This is a genomic window from Paenibacillus sp. NRS-1781 (assembly GCF_050467745.1).
Lineage (GTDB): Bacteria > Bacillota > Bacilli > Paenibacillales > Paenibacillaceae > Paenibacillus > Paenibacillus terrae_A.
The window spans coordinates 55,265-80,754 of record NZ_JBITPI010000049.1 but is presented as its reverse complement, the minus strand read 5'-3'; the positions used below and the strand labels follow the sequence as shown (position 1 = coordinate 80,754).

Genomic DNA, 25,490 nt, shown 5'->3' with positions numbered 1-25,490 from the left:
CCGGTATATCCCTTCCGGCTAAATGGTCTACTTCGTCACGCTTATCAAAATCAGGAAGAAACCGTTATCTTGGCGTTGGGATGAACCGATGTACCGGCTTGGTCACGAACCAGGCGCTGTGGCACGACATCATTCCGAACGATATCCTCATAGCTTTCCCGACGCACCACCAGCTCAGCCTCACCATTGTTTACAAATACAACCGCTGGTCGGCGTATCCGGTTATAATTACTCGCCATGGAATAATTGTAGGCACCGGTTGAAGCAACAGCGAGCAAATCTCCGTTGGTCGGACGCGGCAGCTCGACATCCCAAATGAGCATATCGCCGCTTTCACAGCATTTGCCCGCAATGGATACCGTCTCCTCGTTCACATCGTCCGCTCGGTTAGCCAGCATGGCCTCATACCTCGCCTGATATAGCGCTGGACGCGGATTATCCGTCATTCCACCGTCTACCGAGACGTATTTCCGTACCTGCGGAATATCCTTGATACTTCCTACCGTGTATAAGGTTGTGCCTGAATCGCCCACAATACTGCGTCCCGGCTCAATCCAGATTTCTGGAAGCTCATCATAAAGCCCGGAAAAATGAGTTTTTACCGCTTCGCCGATAGCCTGGACATAGGTGGAAATTTTCAGTGGTGTGTCCTCTTCTGTGTAACGAATGCCGAATCCCCCGCCCAGATTAATAACCTTGAAAGAAAACTGCAGCTGTTCCTTGATTTCTCTGGAAAAAGCGGCAACCCGTTCGGCAGCCATTTGGAAGCCGTTCACTTCAAAAATTTGCGATCCGATATGGGAATGTACTCCCAGTAAGTTCAGATGATCCAGCCTGATAGCCTGCTCCACCGCATGGCGTGCTGTACCGTTCGCAATGTCAAAACCGAACTTTGAATCCTCTTGGCCTGTGGCCATATATTCATGCGTATGCGCTTCAACCCCCGGTGTAACCCGCAATAAAATATTTACCTGCTGTTTCCGCTCGGAGGCAAGGGCCTGAAGCAAATGCAGCTCCATCTCGCTGTCAACCACGAAGCAACCAATTTGCGCATCTAGCGCCATTTCAATTTCTTCCGGTGTTTTGTTATTGCCGTGAAAATGGATTCGCTCTGCCGGAAATCCAGCTTGCAGCGCGGTGAACAGCTCTCCACTGGAAACGACGTCGAGCGACATCCCTTCTTCTGCAGCCAAAGCACACATCGCCATTACGCAAAATGCTTTGCTTGCATATGCAACTTGAAACTTCAACCCGGTTTCATGAAAAGCTTCTATAAACTCCCGGCAACGCTGGCGTACTAACTGTTCATCTACAATATATAGCGGTGTTCCAAAACGCTCCTTCAAAAACGTTGTATCACATCCGCCAATCTCCAAATGTCCATTGCTGTTAATTTTACTGCTTCCATGCAAATACATGTTCTGGCGCCTCTCTTTCTGGAACAAACAAAGTCATATTCCATCGAATGTTAACACCAGTATAGCAAAAAAAGCATCAAGAAGAATGGATTTTTATGCAGATCATTTATATTAATGTTCTTGCCTGTTGCCAGAGTTCGAATCCGTGCTTGCATCCGTGTTCGGCATGCGCGTATTGTCCCGCGTTTTGTTCGATGACGGACGGTTAGGCGCATTCAGCACAGGCATACGGAACAAGATGGAAGCCATAGCCTTGGCATTAAAAGGAATGAACGGCCACAGGTAGGAAGAATTGTATGACCGGTGCAGTGTCAACATCACAATGATCAGTGTCGTGCCAACGATAAAACCCGGAACGTGGAAAATAGCCACAGCGATCAGCAAAAACAGCCGGATTAGCCGATTCGCCAATCCCAATTCATAGCTCGGTGTTGCGAACATACCGATAGCAGCCACAGCCATATACAGCACAACTTCGTTGACGAACAGCCCCGTTTTGACCGCAATATCCCCGACCAAAATGGCGGCGATCAAGCCCATCGCGGAAGCCAGCGGTGTCGGTGTATGGACAGCCGCCATGCGCATGAGATCGACCCCTAGCTCCACAATGATAAACTGGGCGATCAACGGAAGATGGGCTTCCTTTTGAGGACCGATAAAATCGAGAAACGCCGGTTTTAGCTCGGGATTGATGACCATAAGCAGCCACATCGGAAGCAAAAACATCGAGGCAAAAATCCCTATAAAGCGAACCCAGCGCAAATAACTCCCCATAAAAGCCGTTTGCCGATTCTCTTCTGCATGCTGACAAAGGTCAAAAAAGGTGGTAGGCAAAATCATCACGCTGGGTGAGGTATCGACGAAAATAACGAGTCGTCCTTCCATAATATGCGAAGCCACAACATCTGGTCGCTCCGAATATCGCACTAATGGGTATGGATTCCAGCCTTTATTAATTATCGTCTCCTCTAATTGCTTATCCGCCAGCGGGATGCCGTCCAGATCGACGTTTTTAATTTTGTCGCGTACGGTATCCACCATCACTTTATCCACGATATCATCAATGTAGCCCAAGCATACGTCTGTCCGGGTGCGGCGACCAACCTGCATCGCCTCAAATTTAAGGCCGGGGTCCCGCAAACGGCGGCGAACCAGACCCACATTCGTCAGCATCGTCTCTGTAAAGCCGTCACGGGCACCGCGTACGACGCGCTCCAGTGACGGCTCCTCGGGATTGCGTACCGGGTAATTACGGGTATCCAAAATGACCGAAAAGCGCTCACCTTCCATAAAGAAGGCGCTATAGCCTGTCAGCACTTTGTTGATGACAACCGACATTTTTTCGCTCTTTTCCACCTGAATATGCGGAATATAATTTTCAAAATACGATTGCAGTCCATCCGTAGACAGTTCATCGGGTGTTAGATAGGTGAGCCGCTTTAGCACTTCAACCATGACCTGGTCTTTGGCAAAGGTATTCAGAAACAGATAGCCGATATGACGCCCTCCTAGTGTCATCTCCCTGAATACGACGTCAAAGGTCTCCCCCAGACCGATTACTGATTTAAGCGTTTCACGATTATCCTTCATTCTTGGCGATATATCATCCTTACCCTGCCAGTAAAGGACGGATTCCTCTACGTTATCAGAGCGCTCATTCTCTTTTTTATGCTTATAATGTGCTGACTCCTGTGCCTGCCTTTTTTTCCACGGGCTCATCTCTTCCTTGCCAGCAGTATAACCTTCATTCCCGATGGCTTCGTCCTCCTGACGATCTTGATCCGGTCTATGCTCCATTTCTATTGCCCCCTTCACTTTCCTCGTTATCGGTTGTATACGAACCAGTCAAAAAACGAACCCGTCACCTTACCCAGCACCATCGCCATCAGCAGGCCAAACATATACACGGTCATATGGAGCCGTTTGGCGAGTATAGGCAAGAGATTCAGTACCTCCGTCAGTGCTGCGGCAAGTAAACCGATAAACACTCCGCAAAACAACCCCGGTATCCACGTAAGTACACCCGGCAACGGCAAGCAAATATTCCAAAAATCGGCCACCGTTCCCACCACTGAACCCAAAATCATAGATTTTTCGTATGCTCGTGATTGGTTATAGGTACGGGTTAGCTGTGCCAGCCGAGGAATCATATCCAGCACAATAAAAAGTGCGATCACGCCACCACCCACCGCTACGCCTCCAGCGATACCTAAAATGATCTGAAGTACACCCTGTACATACATCATCATCGGCGCTTATCCTTCGTATGCATGCGGGCCATCTTTTCATATTCCTCCGCTACAACGTACTGATCTACGTTTTCCTGGTACAGATACATTTCCACTTCCAGCGGCGTCGGCTCCTCGTTCCATTTTTTTTTGAATAAATGATTAAAGAACACAATCATGCCGAAGCCGATGCCGATCGAATACGCAATCTGGAACAGATATGGATGCTCATCCTTGTGTCCGGTAATCATCTCAACAATCCGCACCTGCACCTCCATCATGCTGACGTCAGCGTGGAAATTCATAATCGTGAGCGCAGATCCAAAGAACAGAAGCAACCATACCAGAACAAACAATATCCTGGATGGCTTACGCGGTTTCTCCACGATTTCCACAAGCACATGCGGCTTGCCGAGAGATTCCACGACAACACCCGGAATGCGTTCTCTAATTTTCGAAATGATTTGCAGCATGTCCACCAGTATCAGATTACCGTCCTGCTGCTGCGGCCGCTTGAGAACAAGCTCCAACAGATCGTTTTCCCATTCGGGATCTGCCAGCAGATGGGCTACATCTCCCAAACGCAAGTCATGTCCCTGTAACATGCGTACACGACTGCGGAGACGTAAGTAGACTATGGGAGCCACTGTAGGAGCCGGATTATGAGTCATCCGATCCCCTCCTTATCCTCGTAATTACCGGTTAGTATGAGGCGAAGCTAAGAAACATATTCCGTGCCCTTTCTTTTTCTCCGCGCAAAAAGGGTATTCCCGACCATTAACATGGCTTGGGAATACCCTTTTGAATTACACAGACATGAGGATTTAGCAAAATTCCTAACCGATATTATTGAGCAATCTGATCGCGAATCGACTGCAAAATCTTTTTTTCCAGCCGTGATACCTGCACCTGGGAAATACCAAGTCGGCTTGCGACCTCCGATTGGGTCTGATCGCGATAATAGCGCAGATATACGATGAGCCGTTCCCGCTCAGTCAGCCCACCGATGGCCTCATTCAGCGCCAGCTTATCGAACCATCGCTCCTGCGATTCATCAGCAATCTGATCCATGAGCGTAATCGGATCACCGTCATTTTCGAACACCGTTTCGTGAATCGAGGTTGGCGGCTTGTTAGCCTCCTGGGCAAAAACAACATCCTCTGGTGTAACTCCCAGTTCATCTGCGACTTCCTTGATCGTAGGTAAACGGTTCAGCCGTTTGGACAGCTCGTCCTTCATTTTGCGGACCTTATTGGCCGTCTCCTTTAAGGAGCGGCTAACCTTGAGCGTGCCGTCATCGCGTAGAAAACGTTGAATTTCCCCAATAATCATCGGGACCGCATACGTTGAAAATTTGACTTCATAGCTTAGATCGAATTTGTCCACCGATTTTAACAAACCGATACAGCCGATCTGAAAAAGATCGTCAGGTTCATATCCCCGGTTCATAAAGCGCTGCACGACAGACCAGACGAGCCGGATATTACTATTGACCAGCGTCTCACGGGCATCATTATCACCGGATTGACTCAGTGCAATGAGCCGTTTGACTTCCGCATCCTCCAAATAGCTGTTCGAAGTTTTTTTTCCTCCTGCTTCCATAGGATCAACCCCTAATTATATAAAGCTTTCTTGGATTCAATCCTTTTCTTCATCCGGACCGACGTGCCTCCGCCCGGCTCACTGACTGCTTCAAACTCATCCATGAAATTTTCCATAATGGTAAAACCCATGCCGGACCGTTCCAATTCAGGCTTCGACGTATACAGTGGCTGCTTCGCCAGCTCCAAATCCTCAATCCCTCTTCCTGCATCTTCAATCACCAATGTAACCACGTCCGTTTCAATCCCAACCTTAATCGTCACGACTCCAGAGGGATCGCTGTCATAGCCGTGAATAATACTGTTCGTCACCGCCTCGGACACCACGGTTTTCATATCGCTTAGCTCGTCCATCGTCGGATCAAGCCTGGAAATAAAAGCAGCGACAGCGACGCGGGCAAACGCTTCGTTCTCGGATTTGGCGGCAAATTGCAAGCTCATGAAATTGTTTCCTGTACTTTCTCTCATGACACCACCTCCAGTTCCGTGAGCGCATTTCCCTCATCTTCATATACAGGCATGATTTTAAACAGACCTGACATATCCAGCAGTCGGTGTACCGGCGGATTGACATCACAGACAGCCATCTTCCCGCCCTTTTGTTTAATCAGCTTGTAACGTCCCAAGATAACGCCAATGCCGGAGCTGTCCATAAACTGTAGATTCTTCAAGCTGAGCACGATATGCTCGCATTGGCGGCGCTGAATCGCCTCATCCATTTGCATACGGACCATGTCCGACGTATGGTGATCAAGCTCACCGGACAGCCTTACAATCAGCACCCCTCGGTGATGCTCCATTTCAATTTGCAGGTTCATGCTTACTCACTCTCCTCCCGGTCTTGGACAAGGATTTCTACGCAGCCGCAGACGATTCCTGCCCTCCGACAAAACTAGAAGAAAACCCCTTAAAATCTACAAAGAAAACAGATTCGACATAGTACGTTTAAACAATTTCCACCATCCAGCCTTCTCCACTGCTACAGGTGTGGTTATGTTAAATTCCTTAAGCCGTTTACCATCCTGATAGACAACCAGCTTGCCGACCGGATCCCCTGCACGGACAGGAGCTTTCAGACTTGGAGCCAGTTGCAGCTCATGACGCAGTGTTTCCTTCGTTCCTCCCTTTTTCACCAGCACACTGTAGGAACGATCTGCCTGAATTTTCAGCTCCGGCAGTACACCCTTCTCGACTTTCACGCTTCCCAGAAGGTCACCCGGTTTGTACACTGATTTCATCGTGTATTGGGAAAAAGCATAATCGAACATGGAAGATACTTCATTGTTACGTGTTTTAGTATTCGGTTCGCCAAGTACGACAGCGACTACACGCATACCATCACGCTTGGCCGTAGCGGAAAGGCAAAATTTCGCTTCCCCTGTATAGCCTGTTTTCAGCCCGTCCGCTCCTGTATAGAAACGAACCAGCTTATTCGTATTCACCAACCAAAACGGCTTGGCCGAGGATTTGCGTAAATAGTCCTGATACGCTCCTGTATATTTTGTAATTTGAGGATATTTCAACAGTTCACGGCTCATGACCGCAATATCATGCGCAGAAGAATAGTGATTTTTTACCGGCAAACCATTGCAATTGGCAAAGTGGGTATCCTTTAAACCAAGCTGCTGCGCCTTGGCATTCATCAATTCGACAAAAACCTGCTCAGAGCCCGCAATTTTCTCAGCCATCGCCACGGAAGCATCGTTGCCGGAAGCCATCGCCACTCCCTTAAGCATCTCATCGACCGTCATTTCTTCTCCTGGCTCCAGAAAAATTTGAGATCCGCCCATCGAAGCCGCATATTCGCTGGCCCGTACTTTGTCGGTCAGCTTGAGTTTGCCATCATGAATAGCCTCCATCGTCAGCAACATAGTCATAATTTTGGTAATACTCGCCGGAGGAAGCTTTTCACGGCTATTTTTTTCATAGATGACTGTACCCGTATCCGCATCCATCAGAATCGCCGAGTGAGCCTCGGGAGCCAGCTCAGCCGCAGAACCCTCCTTGGGCTTGCTTTCAGGTTTGCTTTCCTCGGCCCAACCGCCGACGGGGACAGCAGTCAAGGCTACCAGACAAGCCAGGATGAACGCTACCACTTTTTTCTTCACAATCGGTTCCCTCCTCAACATATTGGCGTAAAGCACCGGAGCCCGTAAGCTACTCCTCCGGCCTATTCGCGTGCTGCTAACCATTGTCGTCAGATTGGATGAAAAATATTCCATACGCCTGAAAACATCAAATAGCACCAAGCTGAGTCAGCATGGTGCTAATTTTCAAAATTAAACTGTACCCATTATTTCAAAAAGATTTTTTATCCTGAATAATTCAACAGGGGTGCCCTGCTCTACAACATAGCCACCGTCCATGAAGACAACCCGATCCGCAACTTCACGGGCAAACCCCATCTCCTGGATGCCTTACTCATGATTGGACATGCTGTCAGAACCAGAGCGAGTGACCTTCCTCACCTAAGGGTTGGACGAATATCCGATGTTTTAAATAGCTCAAAACAAAAAAACGACATTACGGCGGTTCTAATTCGACGTTGAATCCTGATTATGTCCGAACTATAACGCTTGCGTGCCCGAGGATCGCTTGGGACGTAAGTTCATGATAATCAAAGATGTGGAAAATACCGTAAGGATGACCCCTAGCAAGTGGATTCCCATTACACTGAACGTATCTCCCATGATGATTCCAATTAACAATGACGACAAAATAGTACCGAGGTATCGCGATGTATTAAAAATACCCGAGGAGACACCAATCATTTCTTTTGGTGTGCTCTTGAACAGGGCAGCCTGCATACCGACGCTATTCAATCCGTTACTTATTCCAAATACAGCCAAGGCGAGGATTACACTGAACATCGGCGAAGCTTCATTCATGGTGATGATTAATACGGACCCGAATGTCATTAACACTGCAGAAAGGATTAAAGCCAGCCGCGTTCCAGATTTGTCGATCCAGCGTCCTGCGAGAGGAGAACTGATCAGTGAACATAAACCGAGGGTTAGCATAATTATTCCTGTTTGAATTTCGTTGAGATGACGTACCTGCTGCAAATAAGACGGTATTCCAAAAAACAGAGCGTAAAAAAGAGTGTTAACCAGCATAAATTGTACATTCACCCAGGTCATTTCGGGATATATAGCAAATGCCCGCAGAGGAATAAAGGGGGATGGTGTTTTCAATTCATGTCGTATAAAAGTTGCTACTGCAATCAATCCGATCCCCCCTACCATAAGGTGCCATGTTGAAAGATGTCCGATTGATTTGACTGAAAGCAAGCTAATTAGCAGAGTCACCAATGCGACTGTGAACAAGAATATGCCCGGCGCATCAATCAGCAGGAGCCATTTCCTGATGGACATGTCACCAGAGGTGGATTTGAATGACTCCTCTTTGGGAATGGTTTTCCAGGCGAAGATAAAGCTAGCGATTACAAATGGAATATTAACAAGGAATATGCTGGGCCAGTCCCACCAATGAATCAATACACCACCAATAAAAGGGCCTACCGCTGCTGCTCCAGATAGGAACATCGCAAGGACTGACAAGGCGGCTGCCTGTTTCTCAGTAACATGGATTCTTACAATCGCCATTCCGACGGCTACCATCATGCTTGTGCCGACAGATTGAACGATCCGGAATACGATGAGCCAAGAAAAGCCGGGAGATAACGGAGCTAACATGGAGGAAACGAAGACAACAACCAGACCGATAAGGAATATCTTTCTGCGGCCGAACAGATCACTGCACTTGCCCATGACCGGTTGAGCAACAGCACTCGCAATGTAAAAGGAAAAAATAATCCACGAAACGGTCGTAACATCAAGTTGATACACATGTTGCAGTCTTGCAATGGCTATAGATATCATGGAGGAATTTAACGGATTCAGCATGATTCCCAAGCCGACAGATATCATTAACCATATATTTCGAGCGTTCATTTTGTATATACCCCCTTCTTCTCTGATCATCTTAATGGAATCCTGTTATTTATTCCAACGCATTTTATGTTATGATTTGATGAACTAAAAGGAATAAGAGAGTGGTGCGAAATGGAGCTTCTTCAGCTACGCTATTTTCTGACGTTAGCCCGGTGTGAACATGTTACGGAAGCTGCGGGTAAGTTGCATGTCACTCAATCCTCACTGAGCAAAACGATACAGCGATTGGAGGATGACTTGGGTTCACCGTTATTTGATCGATTGGGCAGAAAGCTGCGGCTAAACGAATTCGGAAGAACATTCCTTCACCGGACCGAAAAAGCCCTATTCGAATTGGAACAGGGAAAGCAGGAAATTGCTGACCTCTCCAACCCGGATCACGGTACACTCCAATTGGCGGTCACCACAGCAAGCACATTGCCAGGTATCTTGCGGGAATTCCGGAAAAATAAGCCGAACACCCATTTTCATGTACAAATGGTAAATTTGGAAGACATGTCTACACTTCTTCATCGAGGGGAGATCGATTTTTGCCTGTCCTCTCCTCCGATCCAAGGTGATGATATCGACTGTCAGATCCTATTCGAGGACCCCATCGTAGTAGCGGTGCCTCTTGGTCATCGATATGCGGATCGAAGCAGCATCACATTAGCAGAGCTTAAGGATGAGTGGTTTGTGGGTGTGAAAAAAGGATACGGCATTCGTGATCTGGTAGACTCCAAATGCCAATCAGTCGGGTTTGTACCGAAGTATGTATATGAAGGAGATGAGCCTGCAAGATTAATCGCACTAGTGGAAGCGGAGATTGGGCTTGCCTTTATACCAAGTACAGCAAGAAACCCACAGCAACGCATTGCATATCTTCCGATAGAAGATCAGAGACTTGTGCGGGAGATTGCTTTATTGTCGCAAAAAAACAGATATATCTCGAAAGCAGCTATCGCGTTTCGCAGCGTTGTTATAGACTATTTCGGTGCAATGCCCAAACCAATTGATGAATGACCATCCCAAAGACCCCGCTCTCCATTGTATATGAGAGCAGGGTCATTTCTTTTAGGGTATCCGCTATGCCTATTTCCGCCAAAAAGTTGAACAGTTTGCCTTCTTCGTAATATTGAATTCAATCATTCTCTCCAGTAATGAGAAATCAACCGGGCCATCCCACCAGATACGCACCAACTTTTTGGTGTGATCATAGCCAGCCTTCACAATTTTATCGAAAATGATTAATTCCTGCCTTTTCAGGTTTCTCAGCCAAATGATGTTTGGCAACGCTAAATCCTATAATAAATGTACCATGATCGGTAAACATGCAATGGCACAAACATACAGCGGGTTTAAGCACCTCAGTGCTATTCCAAGGTCTGCTTGAGAATTATATGAAGTCGGGTATCTACGATCATTATGCAAAGCAGATGAAACCCTTCGCATTAAACACCTTAAGGAAGTTTCACAACAATTACTACCCAAAAATGAAAGAACGTCTATGGTCTGCGTGACAGCGACTTACATTCGGCTGATCGTGAGGTACGTAAGTCCTCCACCCGGTAAAATATCCGTTTTATTTTGGCTGTACACCCGTATATCAATAAAAGAGTCGGCCTCCAGCTTCAGTTCAATCGTTCCACTCAAGGCACTGTAGTTCGGCCCGCCAATCACCCGATCATCAAGATAGGCATACGCCGAGCTGCCAGCAACCTGCTCATCATTCACATGGAGCGCCAGCCGTGTACGATTGCCAGCCACTTGAGGATCGGTCGAAATATAGGCTTGTATTCTGTACTTTCCGGCTTGTTTGGCCCGCCAACGGCTGCCCGTTGCCTCAAACTCGGTCAGTTCATCATAGCTGATCCGGTTGAATTTTACCTTCTGCCAACTGCCTGCGAGGATATTTTGTCTTGCTCCCAGATAGGCTTTGACAAAGGTTTTGTCCAAATGCTCTATTCCGTTGTTCGAATATTTCTCCACTAGTAGTAAAGCCTGCCCTGTCCCGTTGTTTTTATAATAACGGTTATCTACGTAATTGAAATCCAAATGCGAACGAAGCGTCACCTGCTGAGTGGATGAGCTACCAGAGAAGGAAACCAAATTCCTCAAATTGCGTGGATATCCACCCACCCCATCCACTAAAATTTTTTTACCAATGACCACATCTACAAAATAGTCACACACTGATCCGTAGTTGTCGTCATTTTTGTCCCTGAATTTGTCTGCGATAGCTAAAATGGAGTCGCGAAGAGCGACATTCTTCGTCTCCTTCGTGGCCCCAATTTGAATAAAAGACGGAACCGTCACTCTATGTTCTAAGCTTAGCCCCTCAAACCAGCAGCCTATAAATTCGGCATTCATAAAATCATCAATTCGAATGGGGATATCACTTGAGCTTCCTTCCTTAATGTGCTGGCTGGCCAAAAATCTGGCCCCATTGGAGCTATTCAGATCGAGCGCCGTATCATTCCCCAGTGTAAAAAGCGCAAGGCTGGTAAACTGTGAACTTCTGTTCTGCAAGTGAATACCCGTTTTATTGTAATTAATCTCCGTACAATTAAATAAATCCACATCGCTTTCGTAGCCCCAAAAAGCTGTCTCAAAATGCTCAATTAACACATTATCCAGCGTTACTCCGCCGCCCTTCCAATCTTGAATGCCTAAAGTACCTTTTCCATAATATCCGCGCTTTACTTCCTGAGAAAAAGGATTATTTAATGATGCTCGATCCGTCCCTTCGTACCGGATGGCCAGGTCATGAAACTGTACATTTTGAAAGCCGCTAAACGATGGAAGACTCTCGTCTCCAATTTGAAAACAAGGACCCGTACCATAGTATTCAATCGACGTAACCCCCTTACCCTGTCGGTATCTGCCCTTATGAATGCCAAAAATGCGTACGCCCTGTTTGCGAATCTGAAGGGTGGAGGTTATTTTGTATCGTCCACTTGGGATATGAAGAATGGAATAGTCGGGAGTCTTATTGATCAGTTCCTGCAAAGCCTCCGTATCGTCCTGAACACCATCACCTGCTGCTCCAAACCAGCTTGCATTTACACTACGTTGGATGAATTCCTTTTCAATGCTTTTAAAATTTTCGTTTAATTGCGGCGGCGTTAGCTCTGTGCCCGTACCACTCAAATTCAACTTCAAACGATCTGTGAAACGATCCGTCACCCGAACACCCCCATTTATAAAAACTTTGAAAATATATCTTCCAGACAGAGCCAAAAGATTTTGCATTTTCTTAGCATGGACTGAGTATATGCACGGGACAGCTGCTCTACAATGAGAAAATAACAATTTATTATTGTACAAAAAGATACATTTTGTATAAAATAGATACATATCGTATCCGGGTGGTGAATGTGTGAAGACTGTCCTTACAGTGGTCGGTTTACTGGCTTTTTCCATTCCTTATGCCTGTCAGGGCTTGTCTCCCAGAGTGATCGCAATTTCCCTGCTTATCCTGTTGTTTAGCTATCTGATGCTGTTGCCCTCGCTAAAGCCACTGATCGCAACCTTGGCTGATAATCCGTTGCTGACCTTGCTCATGATGTACATAGCTGCCTCCTGTTTATGGGCTGAACAGGAACAGACCTCATCCATGCTGATGGTGCTTAAATTCGTTACTTTTTCCACCTTTGGACTTTATCTGGTTACCCATTATACGACGCAAGGCTGCATCCGCCTGCTGGTCATTACGTTAAGTATTTTGAGCGTACTTAATCTACTGGCGGTAGTGCTCGTTCCCTCCTTTGCCATTCATGGGGGCGTCGAACATACAGGGCTGTGGAAAGGCATTTCTGGTCATAAAAACACACTGGGAACGCTCTCTCTGCTATGTTTTGTTTCACATGTCATTTATTTTTTCAGGGGAACACGCAAAGCTTTGCATGTTGGCTTTGTTTTGCTGAATGCCTTACTGCTCATCAAATGCCAATCCACCACCTCGTTGCTGCTCACTTCTTCCCTGTTTATGTTCATCCTGTTTATATTGCTATTCAAAAGAATCCGAAGCGTTTCGCTGCGTGGTTTCTTCATTAGCAGTTCCTGCCTGCTTGTGCTTTTGGGTATCGTGTTCGCCTTTAGTTACGGGGATGCAATTGCATCGGAATTCGGCAAGACAACAACCTTGACTGGAAGAACAGAGATCTGGCAGGGGATTGCAGGCGCCATTGACAGTCACTACTGGTTTGGTCATGGCTACGGCTCCTTCTGGGCAAACCGGCCCAGCATCTATGCCAATGGAATCCGATTTGATCTGACAAGCAGCCATAGCGGGTTTCGGGATCTGTGGATTGATATCGGCCTCACAGGAATGTTGGCAACCATTACACTCGCCATGACCACTTTATTTAAATTCAGAATTGGTAAAACCGATATGTATACATGGCTGACGGCAGCTGTCTTTTTCCTATTCATTGTATTGAACAATATTACGGATAGCCGCTTTCTGAATTCTCTGGCCATCTACTGGATCATATTTGTTGTTATTGTGATCAAGGTACAGGAACGGCATAGACAGACAGTAGCAGAAAAGGAAATTACGACAAGCATACAGCACGCCTCCATCACATTAGAAACTACCAACCGAACAGCACGCAAAAAAGAACCCCGTTTTCCTGCGCCTTAAATGGCGTTTGGAACGGGGTTCTTGGGATGTGACAACCTACATTTGTGGAATAATCGCCAATACGAGATTCAAAAATTTCTCACGTACCTTCTCTGCTGTCTCCATTACTTCATCGTGGGACAGAGGCTGATCCAAAATGCCTGCCGCCATGTTCGTGATACAGGAGAAGCCCAGCACCTCAATACCTGCATGACGAGCTACAATGACCTCGGACACCGTGGACATACCTACCGCATCTGCACCCAGTGTGCGCAGCATAACGATTTCAGCAGGCGTTTCATAGTTTGGACCCAGCAATCCGGCATATACGCCTTCCTGCAAGCTGAAGCCCTGCTGAGCAGCGGTTTGCTTGGCAATCTCGCGCAAGCGACGGCTGTATGCCTCCGACATGTCAGGGAAGCGAACACCCAGAGCCGCATCGTTCGGTCCAATCAACGGATTTTGTCCGGTCAGATTGAGATGATCCGAGATAACCATCAGATCGCCCGACTCGTAAGACGTATTGACACCGCCTGCCGCATTTGTCACCAGCAAGCTTTGAATGCCCAATTGCTTCATGACCCGAACCGGGAAAGCTGTAAGTTGCGGGCCATAGCCCTCATACATATGGAAGCGGCCCTTCATCATAACTACAGCGCGACCTTCAATGGTACCAAGCAGCAATTCTCCTTCATGACCTTCTACCGTCGATACGGGAAAATGAGGGATATCCTGGTAGGGAATACTAATTCCATCCTGAATCAAATCGGCTATAATGCCGAGACCCGAGCCTAAAATAAGGCCGATTTCCGGACGGATTCCGCTCTTGGCACGGATATAATCTGCTGCTTCCTGAATCGTAGTTTGGTTGGCTGTTGACATCAATATCTCTCCTGTCTTGTACAATCGTTAGTTATAGTTGCCGTTATCGTTCGTCATATACGATCCTTGCTGTCGCTGGACGGACGATTGCCGCCGTGCGGGTGATGCTTTTCGTAGACTTCCTTCATACTTCGCTTGGCTGTCTGCGCATAAACCTGCGTCGTGGACAGATCGGCATGGCCTAGCATCTCCTGTACGGAGCGCAAATCCGCTCCGCCCTCCAGCATATGTACCGCAAAAGAATGCCGCAGGGTATGCGGTGTAATATCCCCGCTTATACCTGCTTCCTGACCATACTTCTTGATCATTTTCCAGAAACTCTGTCTGCTGAGACGCTGACCGGACATATTGAGAAACAAGGCTTCCTGTTCTATCTGAGCCTCCTCACCCTGCCCGGACCGCAGCAACAACGCACGCTGCTCGTCCATGTACGCTTGTGCCCACTGCGATGCCTCACGGCTGATCGGCACGACACGCTCCTTCCCCACCTCACCGCCACAGTGAACGAAACGCAGGTCAGTGCGTACATCACGCACGTTCAGGGCGATCAGCTCGGATACACGGATGCCTGTCGCATACAGCAGTTCCAACATCGCCTTGTCCCGTCCCCCTTGCGGAGTGGAAACATTCGGCGCTGCCAGCAGACGCCCTATCTCATCCTGCGTGAGCACAGAAGGCATCTTTTTGTTGGCCTTCGGCAGCTCCAGCAAGACAGAAGGATCATGCCCCGTAATTCCCTCCCGAATGAGAAAATGGAAAAAAGAGCGGATAGAGGCTACGCTGCGCGAAATGGTCGCTGCCGCTTTTCCCTGTTCCTTCAAACGTCCCAAATACAGCACCAGATGGGAGCGTTGAATATTGTCCGGCTGCTCAATGCCGCAGCTTTCAGCGAACTCGACAAACTGCTGCACGTCCCGATGATACGCTTCCAATGTGCTGGGCGACAAGCCCTTTTCGTCTTCCATATATCGAACAAAAGGTTGAATATACATTTTCATGAGTTCCAGAAGTCTCCTTGTCCTGCATACAACGGTTCAGTCAGATGGGTCTCAGCGTCTACATGGACTATTCTCCATACCAGTAAAAGAAACGTAGACGCTCCGACACTGCCGTCTTATGCTCGGATACGTCGGATAATTCCTGCCCGCCGAATACCTTGACTGCATGTCCTTCCGGTATACGGTAATGATCCACAGGTGTAATCCAATCCCTGAACAACCCAAGGCTATAGTAGAACATACATGCCAAAGCCCCGAACAGTATGACCAGACGCAGCCATTTCAGTCCTCTCCGCAACGATAGTACCATGTAAATCAGCCGCCTTTTTTCCAGATTATAGCCCTATTAAGGCTCTATATGGAAGGGTATGACAAGCTGTTCATTTTTATACTGCTTAATCTCGTATAGCGGATTCTGAACCAAAAAAGCTCTCCCCGAACGCGTCTTCGCCGGTGAGAGCTTGGGTTGTCAGCTTATTAATCCTGAGATTTGTTTTTCTTGGTTTTACCCAAAAATTTCTGAGCGGTCGTATCGTTCTTAGCCTTGCAACGATAACAAATACCGTGAAAGTCCAAACGGTGGTCCACTACGGTAAAGTTATATTCCCGTTCCAGACGCTCTTCCAGCGGTCCAAGCCAATCCTCCAGTATTTCATCCACACTGCCACACTGCACACATATCAAATGGTGGTGGTGATGCTTGGTCGTATCGCCACGCAGGTCATAACGCGCAACGCCATCACCAAAATTGATTTTCTCCACGACGTGCAGTTCACTTAGCAGTTCTAGGGTACGGTATACGGTTGCCAGACCGATTTCGGGAGCTTTCTCTTTAACGAGCATAAATACATCTTCCGCACTCAGATGATCATCTTCGTTCTCAAGTAAAACTCTGACGGTGGCTTCCCGCTGAGGCGTTAGTTTGTAGCCCTGGGATTGCAACTGCTGCTTAATTTTTTCGATCCGTGCTTCCATGTGTCTCCCTCCCCCTGCAAAAGCTACTGCCCACTACACTTTTTTTCACTCCTATTATTATAGGGGGTCTATACAAATAAAGTCAAACATTTTGAAACGGAGTCAAGGAGACACGGAAGCAGTCAGCATGGGAGTAACCCACTGCATCATAACCGGGGTGACCCAAGTTTCAAAGGACGCGCTTCCAATGAGGAGCAACATCATTGCAGCGGTCAGCCCTGCGTAGGACAGCAACGGACGCAGCATTCCGTCAGATGGCCGTGTAGCGAGTATTTTAGTTTTGATCATATGAATGGAAAAGGTCATCGCAGCCACACTGCACACGAGCAGTACCGGAATGACGATTAAATTGTGAGGAGCCACGGAGACGAGGGAAAATAACAGCCCCTTCCACGAATATTGTCCTACCATATACCCTACCGAAAATCCGATCAACACACCCTTGAGGAAATTCAGTACGAGAATGCCGGGAAGACCGATGACCGAAAGACCACATACCCAGATTAAACCGACCCATTTCAGATGTAGAGACACACTATCCCAAAAGGTTGAGGTCGCTTGCGAACCAGCAAAGCCCTGCTCATTTTGATTAACCGTCACAAAAAAATCCTTCAGATAACGCGACAAATCCTGAAGCTGCTCCAGCGAGAGCGCGTTGACCATCAGTGCACCAAAGACGACTCCTACCAGAAACAGCACGGCCAAAAATACATAATACGGCGTCTGGTCCTTTAACGTATGACGAAACCATTGCATCGGCGTCCTGCCCCTTTCATCTGCTTGTTTGTCCAAAAAACAACCGTAATCCGACGGCTGATGGCTAGGGTTCGGGGCAGCTTGCGCTGCAAAAGAAGATTCACGAGTGATGTGCCAAGCCAACGGCATAGATATTTAATGGTTATGAACAAGCAGACGCCGATATGACTTTAATAGGACATGACTTTATGCGGACAAGACTTTACTAAGACTTGGCTATTTTGCCGTAGGTTCCGCCACCACCGGAGACGAGGGAAAGTCGTCCCTCCCGGGAAAGGACAATTTGCTCTGCCAACACTTCTCCGACAACCGCCGCCAATTGTTCCTGTGTGACCTCATGTAAAATATTCATTTCTGTTCCGAACGCATTCAGCAGATGGTTCAGCTTGGCTTTGCCCAGACCGGGGATAAACTCCAGCGGAATCTGGTAAATGTAAGGTGGACGATGCGATGGAATCACGGGCTGCTCACGGTCAGCAATACTCCATATCCGATCCAGTACGCCCCGCACCAGCTTGGTATGACCACAGGCAGGGCAGCGTTCGTCCGCCATCTCTTGCTCGTCCATAATCGTACCGCAGCTTTGACAGTAGGAACGATGGTACTTGCCCAGCTTCGGATTTAATCCGTAATTAGCAGACACCCGTCGTCCCTCCCGGCGCTCCAAAGCCATTCTGAATTCATCAAAGCTTGGCTTTGCTATGGATAATTTGTTATACTCCCGTCCAATTTTGCCGAGCGAATGGGCATCCGAATTGGTCAGGAAGCTGAAACGGTCCAGCTCCGATATCAATCCGGCCATAGACGAATCCGCACTTAACCCCAGCTCCACCCCGCTAATGAGCTGCATATCCAGCAGTTCCTCCATACGGGCCGCAGAGCTGCCGTATATGCCCTTATGAGGGGTGAACACATGCGCTGGCACCATTATGCCTCCACGGCCGTAAATTTGCTGCTGTAGCTCGCGTGGGGGGGCATAGATACGCTGCGAGCTGAGATTAACATTTTTCATGTGCCGAGCCATCCATTGCGTAAAATCCTCCATCGCCGCCAAATTGGGAAAATAGGCCAGGATGTGCGCCTCGGGACGACCTTCCGCCCGAATCTCCAACTCCGTTCCCAGTAGCACAACCGTATCCCGGTACGCGATACCGCCACCCCTGATTTCCGCCATTTCACCTGTTTGCAAATAAGCGTGGATATCCTCCTGCACGTTCGGGGCATGGCAGTCAATGATACCGATCAGTCCGATCCCCTTGCGACCAGATGCTTCCTTGGCAATTTTGGCAAAAGTCAGGTCCCGACTGCCGCTAATTTTGACCGGATCTCCCTTTTCCGTTCTGCCGATATGAATATGGAGATCAGCATAGTAATCTGTAAGTTCCACCGTATTTCCATTCATACCGCTTAGAAGCTCCCTGTGTGTTGGTGAAGCTGCCACGCATAGACGGCCAGAATCGTTTTGGCGTCACTAATCCGACCTTCGCGAATGAGTGCCTGTGCTTCCTCCAGCGTCACCTCAAACAGCTCCAGAAACTCATCCTCATCCAGTTCCATTTCTCCCAGTTCCAGTTCTTCAGCCACATACAGATGAATGATTTCATCCGCAAATCCGGGGGAAGTATAGAAGGAATGTAGCAGCTTCAGCGACTTGGCAGTATAGCCTGTCTCTTCTCTCAGCTCGCGTCCCGCCGCTTCCATTGGATCTTCGCCCTTCTCCAGCTTGCCTGCCGGGATTTCCACCTCACAGCGGCCCATCGCCTGTCTGTACTGATCCACGACCAGCATTTTCCCCTCATGCAGCGCCAACACGGCCACCGCCCCCGGATGCTTCACGATTTCACGCTTACCCGTGGAGCCGTCGGGAAGCTCTACCGTATCCACCTGTAACGTAATCACCTTTCCTTCAAAAATGGGCTGCGTGGATACCGTTTTTTCCTCCAACGCAGGATTGGAATAAGGCTTGCGGTCTGGGTTGTTCACCTGTTCGTTCACTGGATCTTTCTTATGATTGTTCATCAGCATGTTGCCTCCTTCATCATTTATCTCTTCATTATCCATCGCCAGCTTTAGTCTAACTTGTCCACTTCGGACATATGGTGGTATTATAACAAATTTCCCTGTTCAAAGGAGATTCGCCAATGAAAAGCTACCGTACCGAAACCACTCTCCATATTGTCGGCAAAGCCTGGCAGATTCAAGCCCTACTGCGGCAATGGCAAAAAGAACACGACTCCGCTACCACGATCGCCTCGCTCATGGTTCCAAAAAAGGTTCAGGTCTAAAGACAAGGGAACGCTACCCCTGTCTTTAGCCTGAACCTTATGTGTATCGCGCCAGTCTTACTTCGTCGCCTCTTGGATAAGAGCTACGACCACTTCGGCAACCTTCACCAGATCATCTGCCTTGATTTTTTCCTGTGTCGTATGAATGTTCTGGTAGCCAACAGCCAGATTCACCGTGGGAATTCCCAGTCCGTTGAATACATTGGCATCCGAGCCACCACCGGAATGGAAGGTCGGCGTTGCCAGTCCCAGCCCTTGTATAGCACGCTGCGCAACCTGCACAATTTCATCATGCTCTGTGAAGCTGAATGCCGGATAAATAACTTCGCTACGGAATTCTCCTTGTGCACCAAATTCACACGCGGTAGTTTCCAATGCTTCACGCATATGCTGGATTTGATGATGAACCTTCTCCTGCACAATACTGCGTGCCTCTGCCCGGATCAGCACAAAATCGCATACAACATTCGTTGCTCCGCCGCCCTCGAAGCTGCCGATGTTAGCAGTCGTTTCCTTATCAATCCGTCCCAGCTTCATGTTGGAAATGGCCTTGGAGGCTACTTGAATGGCACTGATGCCATCTTCGGGATTTACACCCGCATGAGCAGATTTTCCAGTAATTTTCATTTCAATACGAGCCTGCGTTGGCGCAGCCACACAAATGGAGCCTACTTCACCATTGGAATCCAATGCATACCCAAAGTCCGCATCCAGCAATTCCGGTTTCATTGCCCGTGCGCCGAACAGACCGGACTCCTCACCTGCCGTAATCACAAACTGAATTTGTCCATGGGGAATTTTCTGCTCACGCACGACACGAATCGCCTCGAACAAAGCGGCGATCCCTGCCTTATCGTCTGCCCCCAAAATGGTTGAACCGTCACTGCGAATCCAGCCATCCTCACCCAGCTGCGGCTTTATGCCTTTGCCTGGTGTAACGGTATCCATGTGGCAGGTAAAAAACAATTTAGGTGCTTGCTCCGCGCCTTCCGCTTTCCAGGTTACGATCAGATTACCCGAACCATGTCCGGTTTTTTCGCGCGAATCATCTTCTATTACCTCCAGCCCAAGTTCATTGAATTTTTCTTTCAGAACACGCGATATTTCCTGCTCGTGCTTGGTTTCGCTATCCACCTGTACGAGTTCCATAAATTCTTGTACGATTCGGTCTTTCACTACTTTTGCTGTCATTGAACTTCCCTCTCTTTCCCGTTTACGCTACAATACGGATAGATAGTCTTATATCTGACTTAAACCTATCCTAAAGGAGTTACACATGCAGAACAAAAAATGGGTTCGTTTTTTCGTCTACATTATGCTCGCCGCGATGATTGGCTCTACGCTGTTCATGGTGATTGAGCCGTTGATTATGCCACTATAATGGATTGCGCCGCTCCAGATATCCTCCCATCCCAGTGCTCCATGGAGACTGTAGGCGGACAAGCTGTGGCACAAGAAAACAGGCGGGCTTCCGTGTACATCACAGAATAACCCGCCTTTGCTTTATAGGAGGGAATGACTTTGCCATTCCGCCGCAAATGAAAATTGCTCCTCAAAGTAAGGTACAATCTCCTTCGCAATCTGCTCCACTGAAAAAGTCTGCTGTGTGCAGTCCTCCAATGAAGTTACTCCATATTCCTGAATTCCGCATGGAACGATACCCTGAAAGCCCTCATGCTGTATCCCTGATTTGATATTGAAGGCAAAACCATGACTGGTCACAAAGCCCCGACGGTGCTTACATTTGTTGAATTTGACTCCTATGGCCGCGATTTTAAGATTCCCGACCCATACCCCTGTGTATTCAGGCTTGCGACTTCCTTCAATACCATGGGAAGTCAACAACCGAATGATCACCTCTTCCAGACTCCTGAGGTATCCGTGCAGGTCAAGTGCCTTCTGGTTGCCCAGCATAAGCAGGGGATATCCGACCAGTTGCCCCGGACCATGATATGTAATGTCTCCCCCACGGTCAATCTGAAAAACGCTGATTCCCTGAGCCTTCAACTGCTGCGGAGTGAGAAGCAAATGCTCAGGATGCCGCTGAGAGCCAATCGTGTAGGTTGGCGGGTGCTGGAGAAGCATAAGTGTTTCTCTCGCCTCCCCCGCATCCAGCTTCCCTACAATATCCTTCTGGATATCCCATGCATGGGCGTACTCCATCCTATTCGTATAGGTTACATCCAGCGGTCGTCTGTTCACGGCCTGTCACTTCCTCTCCGTCCATTTACCCAACTGTTCGGATGATTAGTACAGCTTCGTATCCAAGGTGTAGCCTTCCAGGTTTTCTTTGATCCGTTGCAGGAATCGTCCGCAAATCACACCATCCAAAATGCGATGATCCAGCGACAGACACAGGTTAGCCATTGAGCGAACCGCGATCATATCATCAATCACCACTGGTCTTTTAACGATGGATTCAAAGGTCAGAATCGCAGCCTGCGGATAGTTAATCACCGGATATGACAGTATTGAACCAAAGGAGCCCGTGTTGTTCACAGTGAACGTCCCGCCCTGCATATCGTCCAGCTTGAGCGTACCTTCACGTGTTTTACGTGCTAAATCTTCAATTTCACGCGCCAGTCCAGCAATGTTTTTCTGATCCGCTTTTTTAATAACAGGTGTAAGAACTGCGTCCTCTGTACCCACAGCCAGCGAAATGTTGATATCTCTTTTGACGATAATTTTGTCTACAGCCCATACCGAATTCATGATCGGATATTCCTTGATGGCATTCACGACCGCTTTCATGAGGAAAGCCAGGTACGTAATGTTAATGCCTTCTTTTTGCTTGAACTCATTTTTGATCTTGTTGCGGAGCATCACCAGATTGGTTACATCCACCTCAATCATCGTCCAGGCATGTGGAATTTCAGAGACACTTTGCCGCATATTGCGGGCAATCGCACTGCGAATCGGTGTAACGTCGATAAAATACTCCGATCTGTTATTGTTGCCACCCTCAACTTCGATCACAGGAGCTTTCGGAGCTTCCGTCAAATGAATGCCGCTGTTGCGCACCGGAATTGCAGGGTCCATATTTTGAATCGGTGTACTTTGCTGAACAGCAGACTGCTGCCTTCCGGCAAAAGGAGAGCCTTGCGCTGGTGTCGTTGCAGTTGGCTGTTCGGATACTCCCCCTGCCTGAGCGGAACCACCCTGTTGTACATAACTCAGCACATCTTTGCGAGTAATTCGTCCACCCATGCCTGTGCCTGTCACCCGATTCAGGTCTATGCTGTGCTGAGCAGCCAGTGTTTGCACCGCCGGAGAAAACCGACCTCGCATGGATTGATCTGAGGCAGCACCCTGTTGGGATTGTACTTGTACTTGTGCTTGTGCGTTGCCTTGAGGTGCTGGCGCAACGGGAGTCGCTCCAGTTGATGCCATAGGTGCAACCGACTTCGTCTGAATACGGCATATCAATTCTCCAACGGCTACCGTCTGACCTTCCTCAGCTAACAGATCACCCATAATTCCGTCCAATGTGGATGGAATTTCAGCGTTCACTTTATCTGTAATGACCTCGCAAATCGGTTCGAATTGCTCCACCGTTTCGCCAGGTTGTTTCAGCCATTTTGCAATTGTCGCCGATACAAGCGATTCTGCCAATTGGGGCATGGTCACGTCGGTCCATTGTTTTTGGTCTGACATTTTTTCAACTCCTTAACATCATAGGAGGGCACATTTTACCGCAACCCCCGCTACACTTTTGGAATGCTTTCGTCCAATCCGCTCTATATTAATACATTGCAAGACGGCGCATCGCTTCCTTAACCTTATCCTTGTTCAACATATAAAACTTCTCCATCGGCGGGCTGATCGGCATGGCAGGCACGTCTGGAGCGCACAGGCGCTCAATCGGCGCATCCAGCTCGAACAGACATTCCTCATTAATAATAGCGGATACCTCGGCACCGATGCCGCCCGTTTTGTTGTCTTCATGCACGATGAGTACCTTGCCTGTATGCTTTGCAGCTTCAATAATGGCCTGACGGTCTAAGGGCTGGAGTGTGCGCAAATCCACAACATGTGCGGTAATACCCTCTTCCTTCTCCAGCTCCTCAGCAGCCTGCATAACAAAATGTAGCGGTTGGCTGTACCCGATGACCGTGATATCGTCACCTTCACGCAGTAAATTGGCTTTACCAATCGGAACAATGTAATCATCATCAGGTACTTCACCCTTGATGAGCTTGTAGGATTTTTTGTTTTCAAAAAACAGCACCGGATCAGGGTCACGAATGGCTGCCTTCAGTAATCCTTTGGCGTCATAAGGTGTAAAAGGCGCTACAATTTTCAGACCTGGTGTACCAAAAAAGATAGATTCCGGACACTGTGAGTGATACAATCCGCCAAAGATCCCCCCACCGATAGGCGCACGGATTACAATAGGGCAGCTCCAATCGTTGTTAGAGCGATAGCGAATTTTAGCTGCTTCACTAATAATCTGATTGGTTGCCGGAAGCATGAAGTCCGAGTATTGCATTTCGGCAATTGGCTTCATTCCGTACATGGCCGCACCAATCGCAACTCCGGCAATAGCCGACTCTGCCAATGGCGTATCCATGACACGCTGCTCACCAAATTGATCCATAAGACCCTTGGTGGTCGTAAAGACACCACCCTTAACACCAACATCCTCACCTAACACAAAAACCGTTTCATCCTTCTCCATTTCTTCCTTCATGGCAAGACGAATCGCATCAATATATTCCATAACCGCCATAATTACTGGCCCTCCCCATCGCTGTCAGCATAAACATGCAGTAGCGTATCTTCGGGCTTCGGAAAAGGCGCTTTATCCGCATATTCAATCGCTTCCTTGACCTCGAGCAGCAGCTCAGCCGACAAATCCGCATCCTTGGCCTCATCCCAAATGCCGCAATCCAGCAAATAATTTTTCATACGGGCTACGCCGTCCTTGGCCCAGTTCTCATCCACTTCCTCTTTGGTCCGGTAAGCCAGATCATTATCCGAGGTGGAGTGAGGAGACAGGCGGTACATCATCGCTTCAATAAGCGTTGGCCCCTCGCCACGAATAGCACGTTCACGCGCTTCCTTGACGACTGCATACACTGCCAGCGCATCGTTACCATCGACCCGAATCCCAGGGAATCCGTATCCCAAAGCACGGTCGCTCACCTTACCTGCCATTTGCTTATGAATCGGAACTGATATCGCATATTGATTGTTTTCACACATAATGATGACTGGGAGCTTCTGCACACCTGCAAAGTTACAGCCTTCGTGAAAATCCCCCTGGTTGCTGGAGCCTTCACCAAATGTAACGAACGATACAAAATCCTTCTTCTGCATCTTGGCAGCCAGCGCTACACCCACTGCGTGTGGAACCTGCGTCGTCACCGGACTGGAGCCTGTCACAATACGCAGCCGTTTACTGCCGAAATGACCGGGCATCTGTCGGCCACCGCTGTTGGGATCATCCGCCTTGGCAAATTGCGACAGCATCAGTTCGCGTGGCGTCATACCGACCGCAAGTACGAATCCGTAATCCCGATAATAGGGAAGAAAATAGTCCTTCTCCCGGTCCAGTGCAAAAGCCGCACCTACTTGTGCCGCCTCCTGCCCAATGCCGGAAACGTGAAAATTAATTTTCCCTGCCCGTTGCAGGAGCATGTTCCGCTCGTCAAATCTTCTTGCGAGCAGCATATATCTGTACATGTCAATAACTTGTCCGTGAGTCAGTCCCAGCTGTTCATGTCTGAAGCCAGCGTCTACAGCGCCTTTTGAACTCATTGAGGCACCTCCTTAAGTGTCAAACATCCTA

Annotated in this window: 26 protein-coding genes and 1 pseudogene; 4 read left to right on the top strand and 23 right to left on the bottom strand. The window is 48.3% G+C overall.

What is annotated here, in order from left to right; genetic code table 11:
• Nucleotides 1-50: 50 nt before the first annotated feature.
• The 9 genes from lysA to ACIFO6_RS18445 form a co-directional block, all read right to left on the bottom strand.
• On the bottom strand, nt 51-1,418 hold the full coding sequence (gene lysA / locus ACIFO6_RS18485; RefSeq protein WP_430042692.1) for a diaminopimelate decarboxylase: 1,368 nt from the start codon (nt 1,416-1,418) through the stop codon (nt 51-53).
• 111 nt (nt 1,419-1,529) lie between these two features.
• A complete protein-coding gene (locus ACIFO6_RS18480; RefSeq protein ID WP_430042690.1) occupies nt 1,530-3,215 on the bottom strand; it encodes a spore germination protein in 1,686 nt (561 codons plus the stop codon).
• 26 nt (nt 3,216-3,241) lie between these two features.
• Complete coding sequence (locus tag ACIFO6_RS18475) at nt 3,242-3,664, bottom strand: stage V sporulation protein AB (protein WP_430042914.1); 423 nt, start codon at nt 3,662-3,664, stop codon at nt 3,242-3,244.
• Nucleotides 3,664-4,317 carry a stage V sporulation protein AA gene (locus ACIFO6_RS18470; RefSeq protein ID WP_404518917.1) on the bottom strand — a complete coding sequence of 218 codons (654 nt, stop codon included), beginning with the start codon at nt 4,315-4,317 and terminating at the stop codon, nt 3,664-3,666. The genes ACIFO6_RS18475 and ACIFO6_RS18470 overlap by 1 nt, the downstream gene beginning before the upstream one ends.
• 175 nt (nt 4,318-4,492) lie before the next feature.
• Nucleotides 4,493-5,248 (bottom strand): RNA polymerase sporulation sigma factor SigF, encoded by a 756-nt coding sequence (gene sigF / locus ACIFO6_RS18465; RefSeq protein WP_014282155.1) that lies wholly within the window; start codon nt 5,246-5,248, stop codon nt 4,493-4,495.
• An 11-nt stretch (nt 5,249-5,259) separates the two neighbouring features.
• Nucleotides 5,260-5,715 carry an anti-sigma F factor gene (gene spoIIAB / locus ACIFO6_RS18460; RefSeq protein WP_430042687.1) on the bottom strand — a complete coding sequence of 152 codons (456 nt, stop codon included), beginning with the start codon at nt 5,713-5,715 and terminating at the stop codon, nt 5,260-5,262.
• Nucleotides 5,712-6,065 carry an anti-sigma F factor antagonist gene (gene spoIIAA / locus ACIFO6_RS18455; RefSeq protein WP_430042685.1) on the bottom strand — a complete coding sequence of 118 codons (354 nt, stop codon included), beginning with the start codon at nt 6,063-6,065 and terminating at the stop codon, nt 5,712-5,714. The genes spoIIAB and spoIIAA overlap by 4 nt, the downstream gene beginning before the upstream one ends.
• Nucleotides 6,066-6,161: 96 nt before the next feature.
• A complete protein-coding gene (locus tag ACIFO6_RS18450) occupies nt 6,162-7,355 on the bottom strand; it encodes a D-alanyl-D-alanine carboxypeptidase family protein (RefSeq protein WP_430042683.1) in 1,194 nt (397 codons plus the stop codon).
• A gap of 459 nt (nt 7,356-7,814) precedes the next feature.
• Nucleotides 7,815-9,200, bottom strand: a complete 1,386-nt coding sequence (locus ACIFO6_RS18445; RefSeq protein ID WP_430042680.1) for an MFS transporter — start codon at nt 9,198-9,200, stop codon at nt 7,815-7,817.
• 111 nt (nt 9,201-9,311) lie between these two features.
• On the opposite strand from ACIFO6_RS18445, the gene ACIFO6_RS18440 reads away from it, so the two are divergent.
• On the top strand, nt 9,312-10,202 hold the full coding sequence (locus ACIFO6_RS18440; protein ID WP_430042678.1) for a LysR family transcriptional regulator: 891 nt from the start codon (nt 9,312-9,314) through the stop codon (nt 10,200-10,202).
• Nucleotides 10,203-10,271: 69 nt separating this feature from the next.
• Here the strand turns inward: ACIFO6_RS18440 and ACIFO6_RS18435 are convergent.
• Nucleotides 10,272-10,512, bottom strand: a pseudogene (locus tag ACIFO6_RS18435) (iron chaperone); the annotation flags it as partial.
• 194 nt (nt 10,513-10,706) lie between these two features.
• Nucleotides 10,707-12,365 carry a glycosyl hydrolase family 28-related protein gene (locus ACIFO6_RS18430; protein WP_430042676.1) on the bottom strand — a complete coding sequence of 553 codons (1,659 nt, stop codon included), beginning with the start codon at nt 12,363-12,365 and terminating at the stop codon, nt 10,707-10,709.
• A gap of 193 nt (nt 12,366-12,558) precedes the next feature.
• On the opposite strand from ACIFO6_RS18430, the gene ACIFO6_RS18425 reads away from it, so the two are divergent.
• Nucleotides 12,559-13,824 carry an O-antigen ligase family protein gene (locus tag ACIFO6_RS18425; protein WP_430042674.1) on the top strand — a complete coding sequence of 422 codons (1,266 nt, stop codon included), beginning with the start codon at nt 12,559-12,561 and terminating at the stop codon, nt 13,822-13,824.
• A gap of 36 nt (nt 13,825-13,860) precedes the next feature.
• On the opposite strand, the gene ACIFO6_RS18420 is transcribed toward ACIFO6_RS18425, so the two are convergent.
• The 7 genes from ACIFO6_RS18420 to ACIFO6_RS18390 form a co-directional block, all read right to left on the bottom strand.
• Entirely contained in the window at nt 13,861-14,685 is an 825-nt protein-coding gene (locus ACIFO6_RS18420) for a purine-nucleoside phosphorylase (protein ID WP_430042672.1), read from the bottom strand.
• A gap of 53 nt (nt 14,686-14,738) precedes the next feature.
• Complete coding sequence (gene xerD, locus ACIFO6_RS18415) at nt 14,739-15,683, bottom strand: site-specific tyrosine recombinase XerD (RefSeq protein WP_430042670.1); 945 nt, start codon at nt 15,681-15,683, stop codon at nt 14,739-14,741.
• 67 nt (nt 15,684-15,750) lie between these two features.
• Nucleotides 15,751-15,993 carry a YqzK family protein gene (locus tag ACIFO6_RS18410; RefSeq protein ID WP_044647628.1) on the bottom strand — a complete coding sequence of 81 codons (243 nt, stop codon included), beginning with the start codon at nt 15,991-15,993 and terminating at the stop codon, nt 15,751-15,753.
• 167 nt (nt 15,994-16,160) lie between these two features.
• Nucleotides 16,161-16,658: a Fur family transcriptional regulator gene (locus tag ACIFO6_RS18405; RefSeq protein ID WP_137063517.1), complete on the bottom strand. Its 498-nt coding sequence runs from the start codon at nt 16,656-16,658 to the stop codon at nt 16,161-16,163.
• Between the two features lie 102 nt (nt 16,659-16,760).
• A complete protein-coding gene (gene spoIIM / locus ACIFO6_RS18400; RefSeq protein WP_430042913.1) occupies nt 16,761-17,414 on the bottom strand; it encodes a stage II sporulation protein M in 654 nt (217 codons plus the stop codon).
• A 205-nt stretch (nt 17,415-17,619) separates the two neighbouring features.
• The gene (locus ACIFO6_RS18395; protein WP_430042668.1) at nt 17,620-18,816 is read right to left on the bottom strand and encodes an endonuclease Q family protein; all 1,197 of its coding nucleotides are present in this window, start codon (nt 18,814-18,816) and stop codon (nt 17,620-17,622) included.
• Nucleotides 18,817-18,821: 5 nt separating this feature from the next.
• Complete coding sequence (locus ACIFO6_RS18390; protein ID WP_430042665.1) at nt 18,822-19,433, bottom strand: NUDIX hydrolase; 612 nt, start codon at nt 19,431-19,433, stop codon at nt 18,822-18,824.
• 122 nt (nt 19,434-19,555) lie between these two features.
• Here ACIFO6_RS18390 and mciZ point away from each other — a divergent pair, with 122 nt between their 5' ends.
• Nucleotides 19,556-19,699, top strand: a complete 144-nt coding sequence (gene mciZ, locus ACIFO6_RS18385) for a Z-ring formation inhibitor MciZ (RefSeq protein WP_430042663.1) — start codon at nt 19,556-19,558, stop codon at nt 19,697-19,699.
• Nucleotides 19,700-19,756: 57 nt separating this feature from the next.
• Here the strand turns inward: mciZ and ACIFO6_RS18380 are convergent, their stop codons facing one another.
• Nucleotides 19,757-20,890 (bottom strand): tripeptidase T, encoded by a 1,134-nt coding sequence (locus tag ACIFO6_RS18380; protein WP_430042661.1) that lies wholly within the window; start codon nt 20,888-20,890, stop codon nt 19,757-19,759.
• An 85-nt stretch (nt 20,891-20,975) separates the two neighbouring features.
• Here ACIFO6_RS18380 and prli42 point away from each other — a divergent pair, with 85 nt between their 5' ends.
• The gene (gene prli42, locus ACIFO6_RS18375) at nt 20,976-21,080 is read left to right on the top strand and encodes a stressosome-associated protein Prli42 (RefSeq protein WP_430042659.1); all 105 of its coding nucleotides are present in this window, start codon (nt 20,976-20,978) and stop codon (nt 21,078-21,080) included.
• Nucleotides 21,081-21,202: 122 nt separating this feature from the next.
• Here prli42 and lipB read toward each other — a convergent pair whose 3' ends face one another.
• The 4 genes from lipB to ACIFO6_RS18355 all read right to left on the bottom strand — a co-directional run bounded on the left by lipB (nt 21,203) and on the right by ACIFO6_RS18355 (nt 25,459).
• A complete protein-coding gene (gene lipB, locus ACIFO6_RS18370) occupies nt 21,203-21,901 on the bottom strand; it encodes a lipoyl(octanoyl) transferase LipB (protein ID WP_430042657.1) in 699 nt (232 codons plus the stop codon).
• A gap of 45 nt (nt 21,902-21,946) precedes the next feature.
• Nucleotides 21,947-23,353 carry a dihydrolipoamide acetyltransferase family protein gene (locus ACIFO6_RS18365; RefSeq protein WP_430042656.1) on the bottom strand — a complete coding sequence of 469 codons (1,407 nt, stop codon included), beginning with the start codon at nt 23,351-23,353 and terminating at the stop codon, nt 21,947-21,949.
• Between the two features lie 88 nt (nt 23,354-23,441).
• On the bottom strand, nt 23,442-24,428 hold the full coding sequence (locus ACIFO6_RS18360; protein ID WP_430042654.1) for an alpha-ketoacid dehydrogenase subunit beta: 987 nt from the start codon (nt 24,426-24,428) through the stop codon (nt 23,442-23,444).
• A 2-nt stretch (nt 24,429-24,430) separates the two neighbouring features.
• On the bottom strand, nt 24,431-25,459 hold the full coding sequence (locus tag ACIFO6_RS18355; RefSeq protein ID WP_430042652.1) for a thiamine pyrophosphate-dependent dehydrogenase E1 component subunit alpha: 1,029 nt from the start codon (nt 25,457-25,459) through the stop codon (nt 24,431-24,433).
• Nucleotides 25,460-25,490: the final 31 nt, after the last annotated feature.

Bases quoted from the DNA above. Each gene is read 5' to 3' on its own strand.
- lysA (WP_430042692.1), bottom strand. From the start codon at position 1,418: ATGTATTTGCATGGAAGCAGTAAAATTAACAGCAATGGACATTTGGAG.
- ACIFO6_RS18480 (WP_430042690.1), bottom strand. From the start codon at position 3,215: ATGGAGCATAGACCGGATCAAGATCGTCAGGAGGACGAAGCCATCGGG.
- ACIFO6_RS18475 (WP_430042914.1), bottom strand. From the start codon at position 3,664: ATGATGTATGTACAGGGTGTACTTCAGATCATTTTAGGTATCGCTGGA.
- ACIFO6_RS18470 (WP_404518917.1), bottom strand. From the start codon at position 4,317: ATGACTCATAATCCGGCTCCTACAGTGGCTCCCATAGTCTACTTACGT.
- sigF (WP_014282155.1), bottom strand. From the start codon at position 5,248: ATGGAAGCAGGAGGAAAAAAAACTTCGAACAGCTATTTGGAGGATGCG.
- spoIIAB (WP_430042687.1), bottom strand. From the start codon at position 5,715: ATGAGAGAAAGTACAGGAAACAATTTCATGAGCTTGCAATTTGCCGCC.
- spoIIAA (WP_430042685.1), bottom strand. From the start codon at position 6,065: ATGAACCTGCAAATTGAAATGGAGCATCACCGAGGGGTGCTGATTGTA.
- ACIFO6_RS18445 (WP_430042680.1), bottom strand. From the start codon at position 9,200: ATGAACGCTCGAAATATATGGTTAATGATATCTGTCGGCTTGGGAATC.
- ACIFO6_RS18440 (WP_430042678.1), top strand. From the start codon at position 9,312: ATGGAGCTTCTTCAGCTACGCTATTTTCTGACGTTAGCCCGGTGTGAA.
- ACIFO6_RS18420 (WP_430042672.1), bottom strand. From the start codon at position 14,685: ATGTCAACAGCCAACCAAACTACGATTCAGGAAGCAGCAGATTATATC.
- xerD (WP_430042670.1), bottom strand. From the start codon at position 15,683: ATGAAAATGTATATTCAACCTTTTGTTCGATATATGGAAGACGAAAAG.
- ACIFO6_RS18410 (WP_044647628.1), bottom strand. From the start codon at position 15,993: ATGGTACTATCGTTGCGGAGAGGACTGAAATGGCTGCGTCTGGTCATA.
- ACIFO6_RS18405 (WP_137063517.1), bottom strand. From the start codon at position 16,658: ATGGAAGCACGGATCGAAAAAATTAAGCAGCAGTTGCAATCCCAGGGC.
- spoIIM (WP_430042913.1), bottom strand. From the start codon at position 17,414: ATGCAATGGTTTCGTCATACGTTAAAGGACCAGACGCCGTATTATGTA.
- ACIFO6_RS18395 (WP_430042668.1), bottom strand. From the start codon at position 18,816: ATGAATGGAAATACGGTGGAACTTACAGATTACTATGCTGATCTCCAT.
- ACIFO6_RS18390 (WP_430042665.1), bottom strand. From the start codon at position 19,433: ATGAACAATCATAAGAAAGATCCAGTGAACGAACAGGTGAACAACCCA.
- mciZ (WP_430042663.1), top strand. From the start codon at position 19,556: ATGAAAAGCTACCGTACCGAAACCACTCTCCATATTGTCGGCAAAGCC.
- ACIFO6_RS18380 (WP_430042661.1), bottom strand. From the start codon at position 20,890: ATGACAGCAAAAGTAGTGAAAGACCGAATCGTACAAGAATTTATGGAA.
- prli42 (WP_430042659.1), top strand. From the start codon at position 20,976: ATGCAGAACAAAAAATGGGTTCGTTTTTTCGTCTACATTATGCTCGCC.
- ACIFO6_RS18365 (WP_430042656.1), bottom strand. From the start codon at position 23,353: ATGTCAGACCAAAAACAATGGACCGACGTGACCATGCCCCAATTGGCA.
- ACIFO6_RS18360 (WP_430042654.1), bottom strand. From the start codon at position 24,428: ATGGCGGTTATGGAATATATTGATGCGATTCGTCTTGCCATGAAGGAA.
- ACIFO6_RS18355 (WP_430042652.1), bottom strand. From the start codon at position 25,459: ATGAGTTCAAAAGGCGCTGTAGACGCTGGCTTCAGACATGAACAGCTG.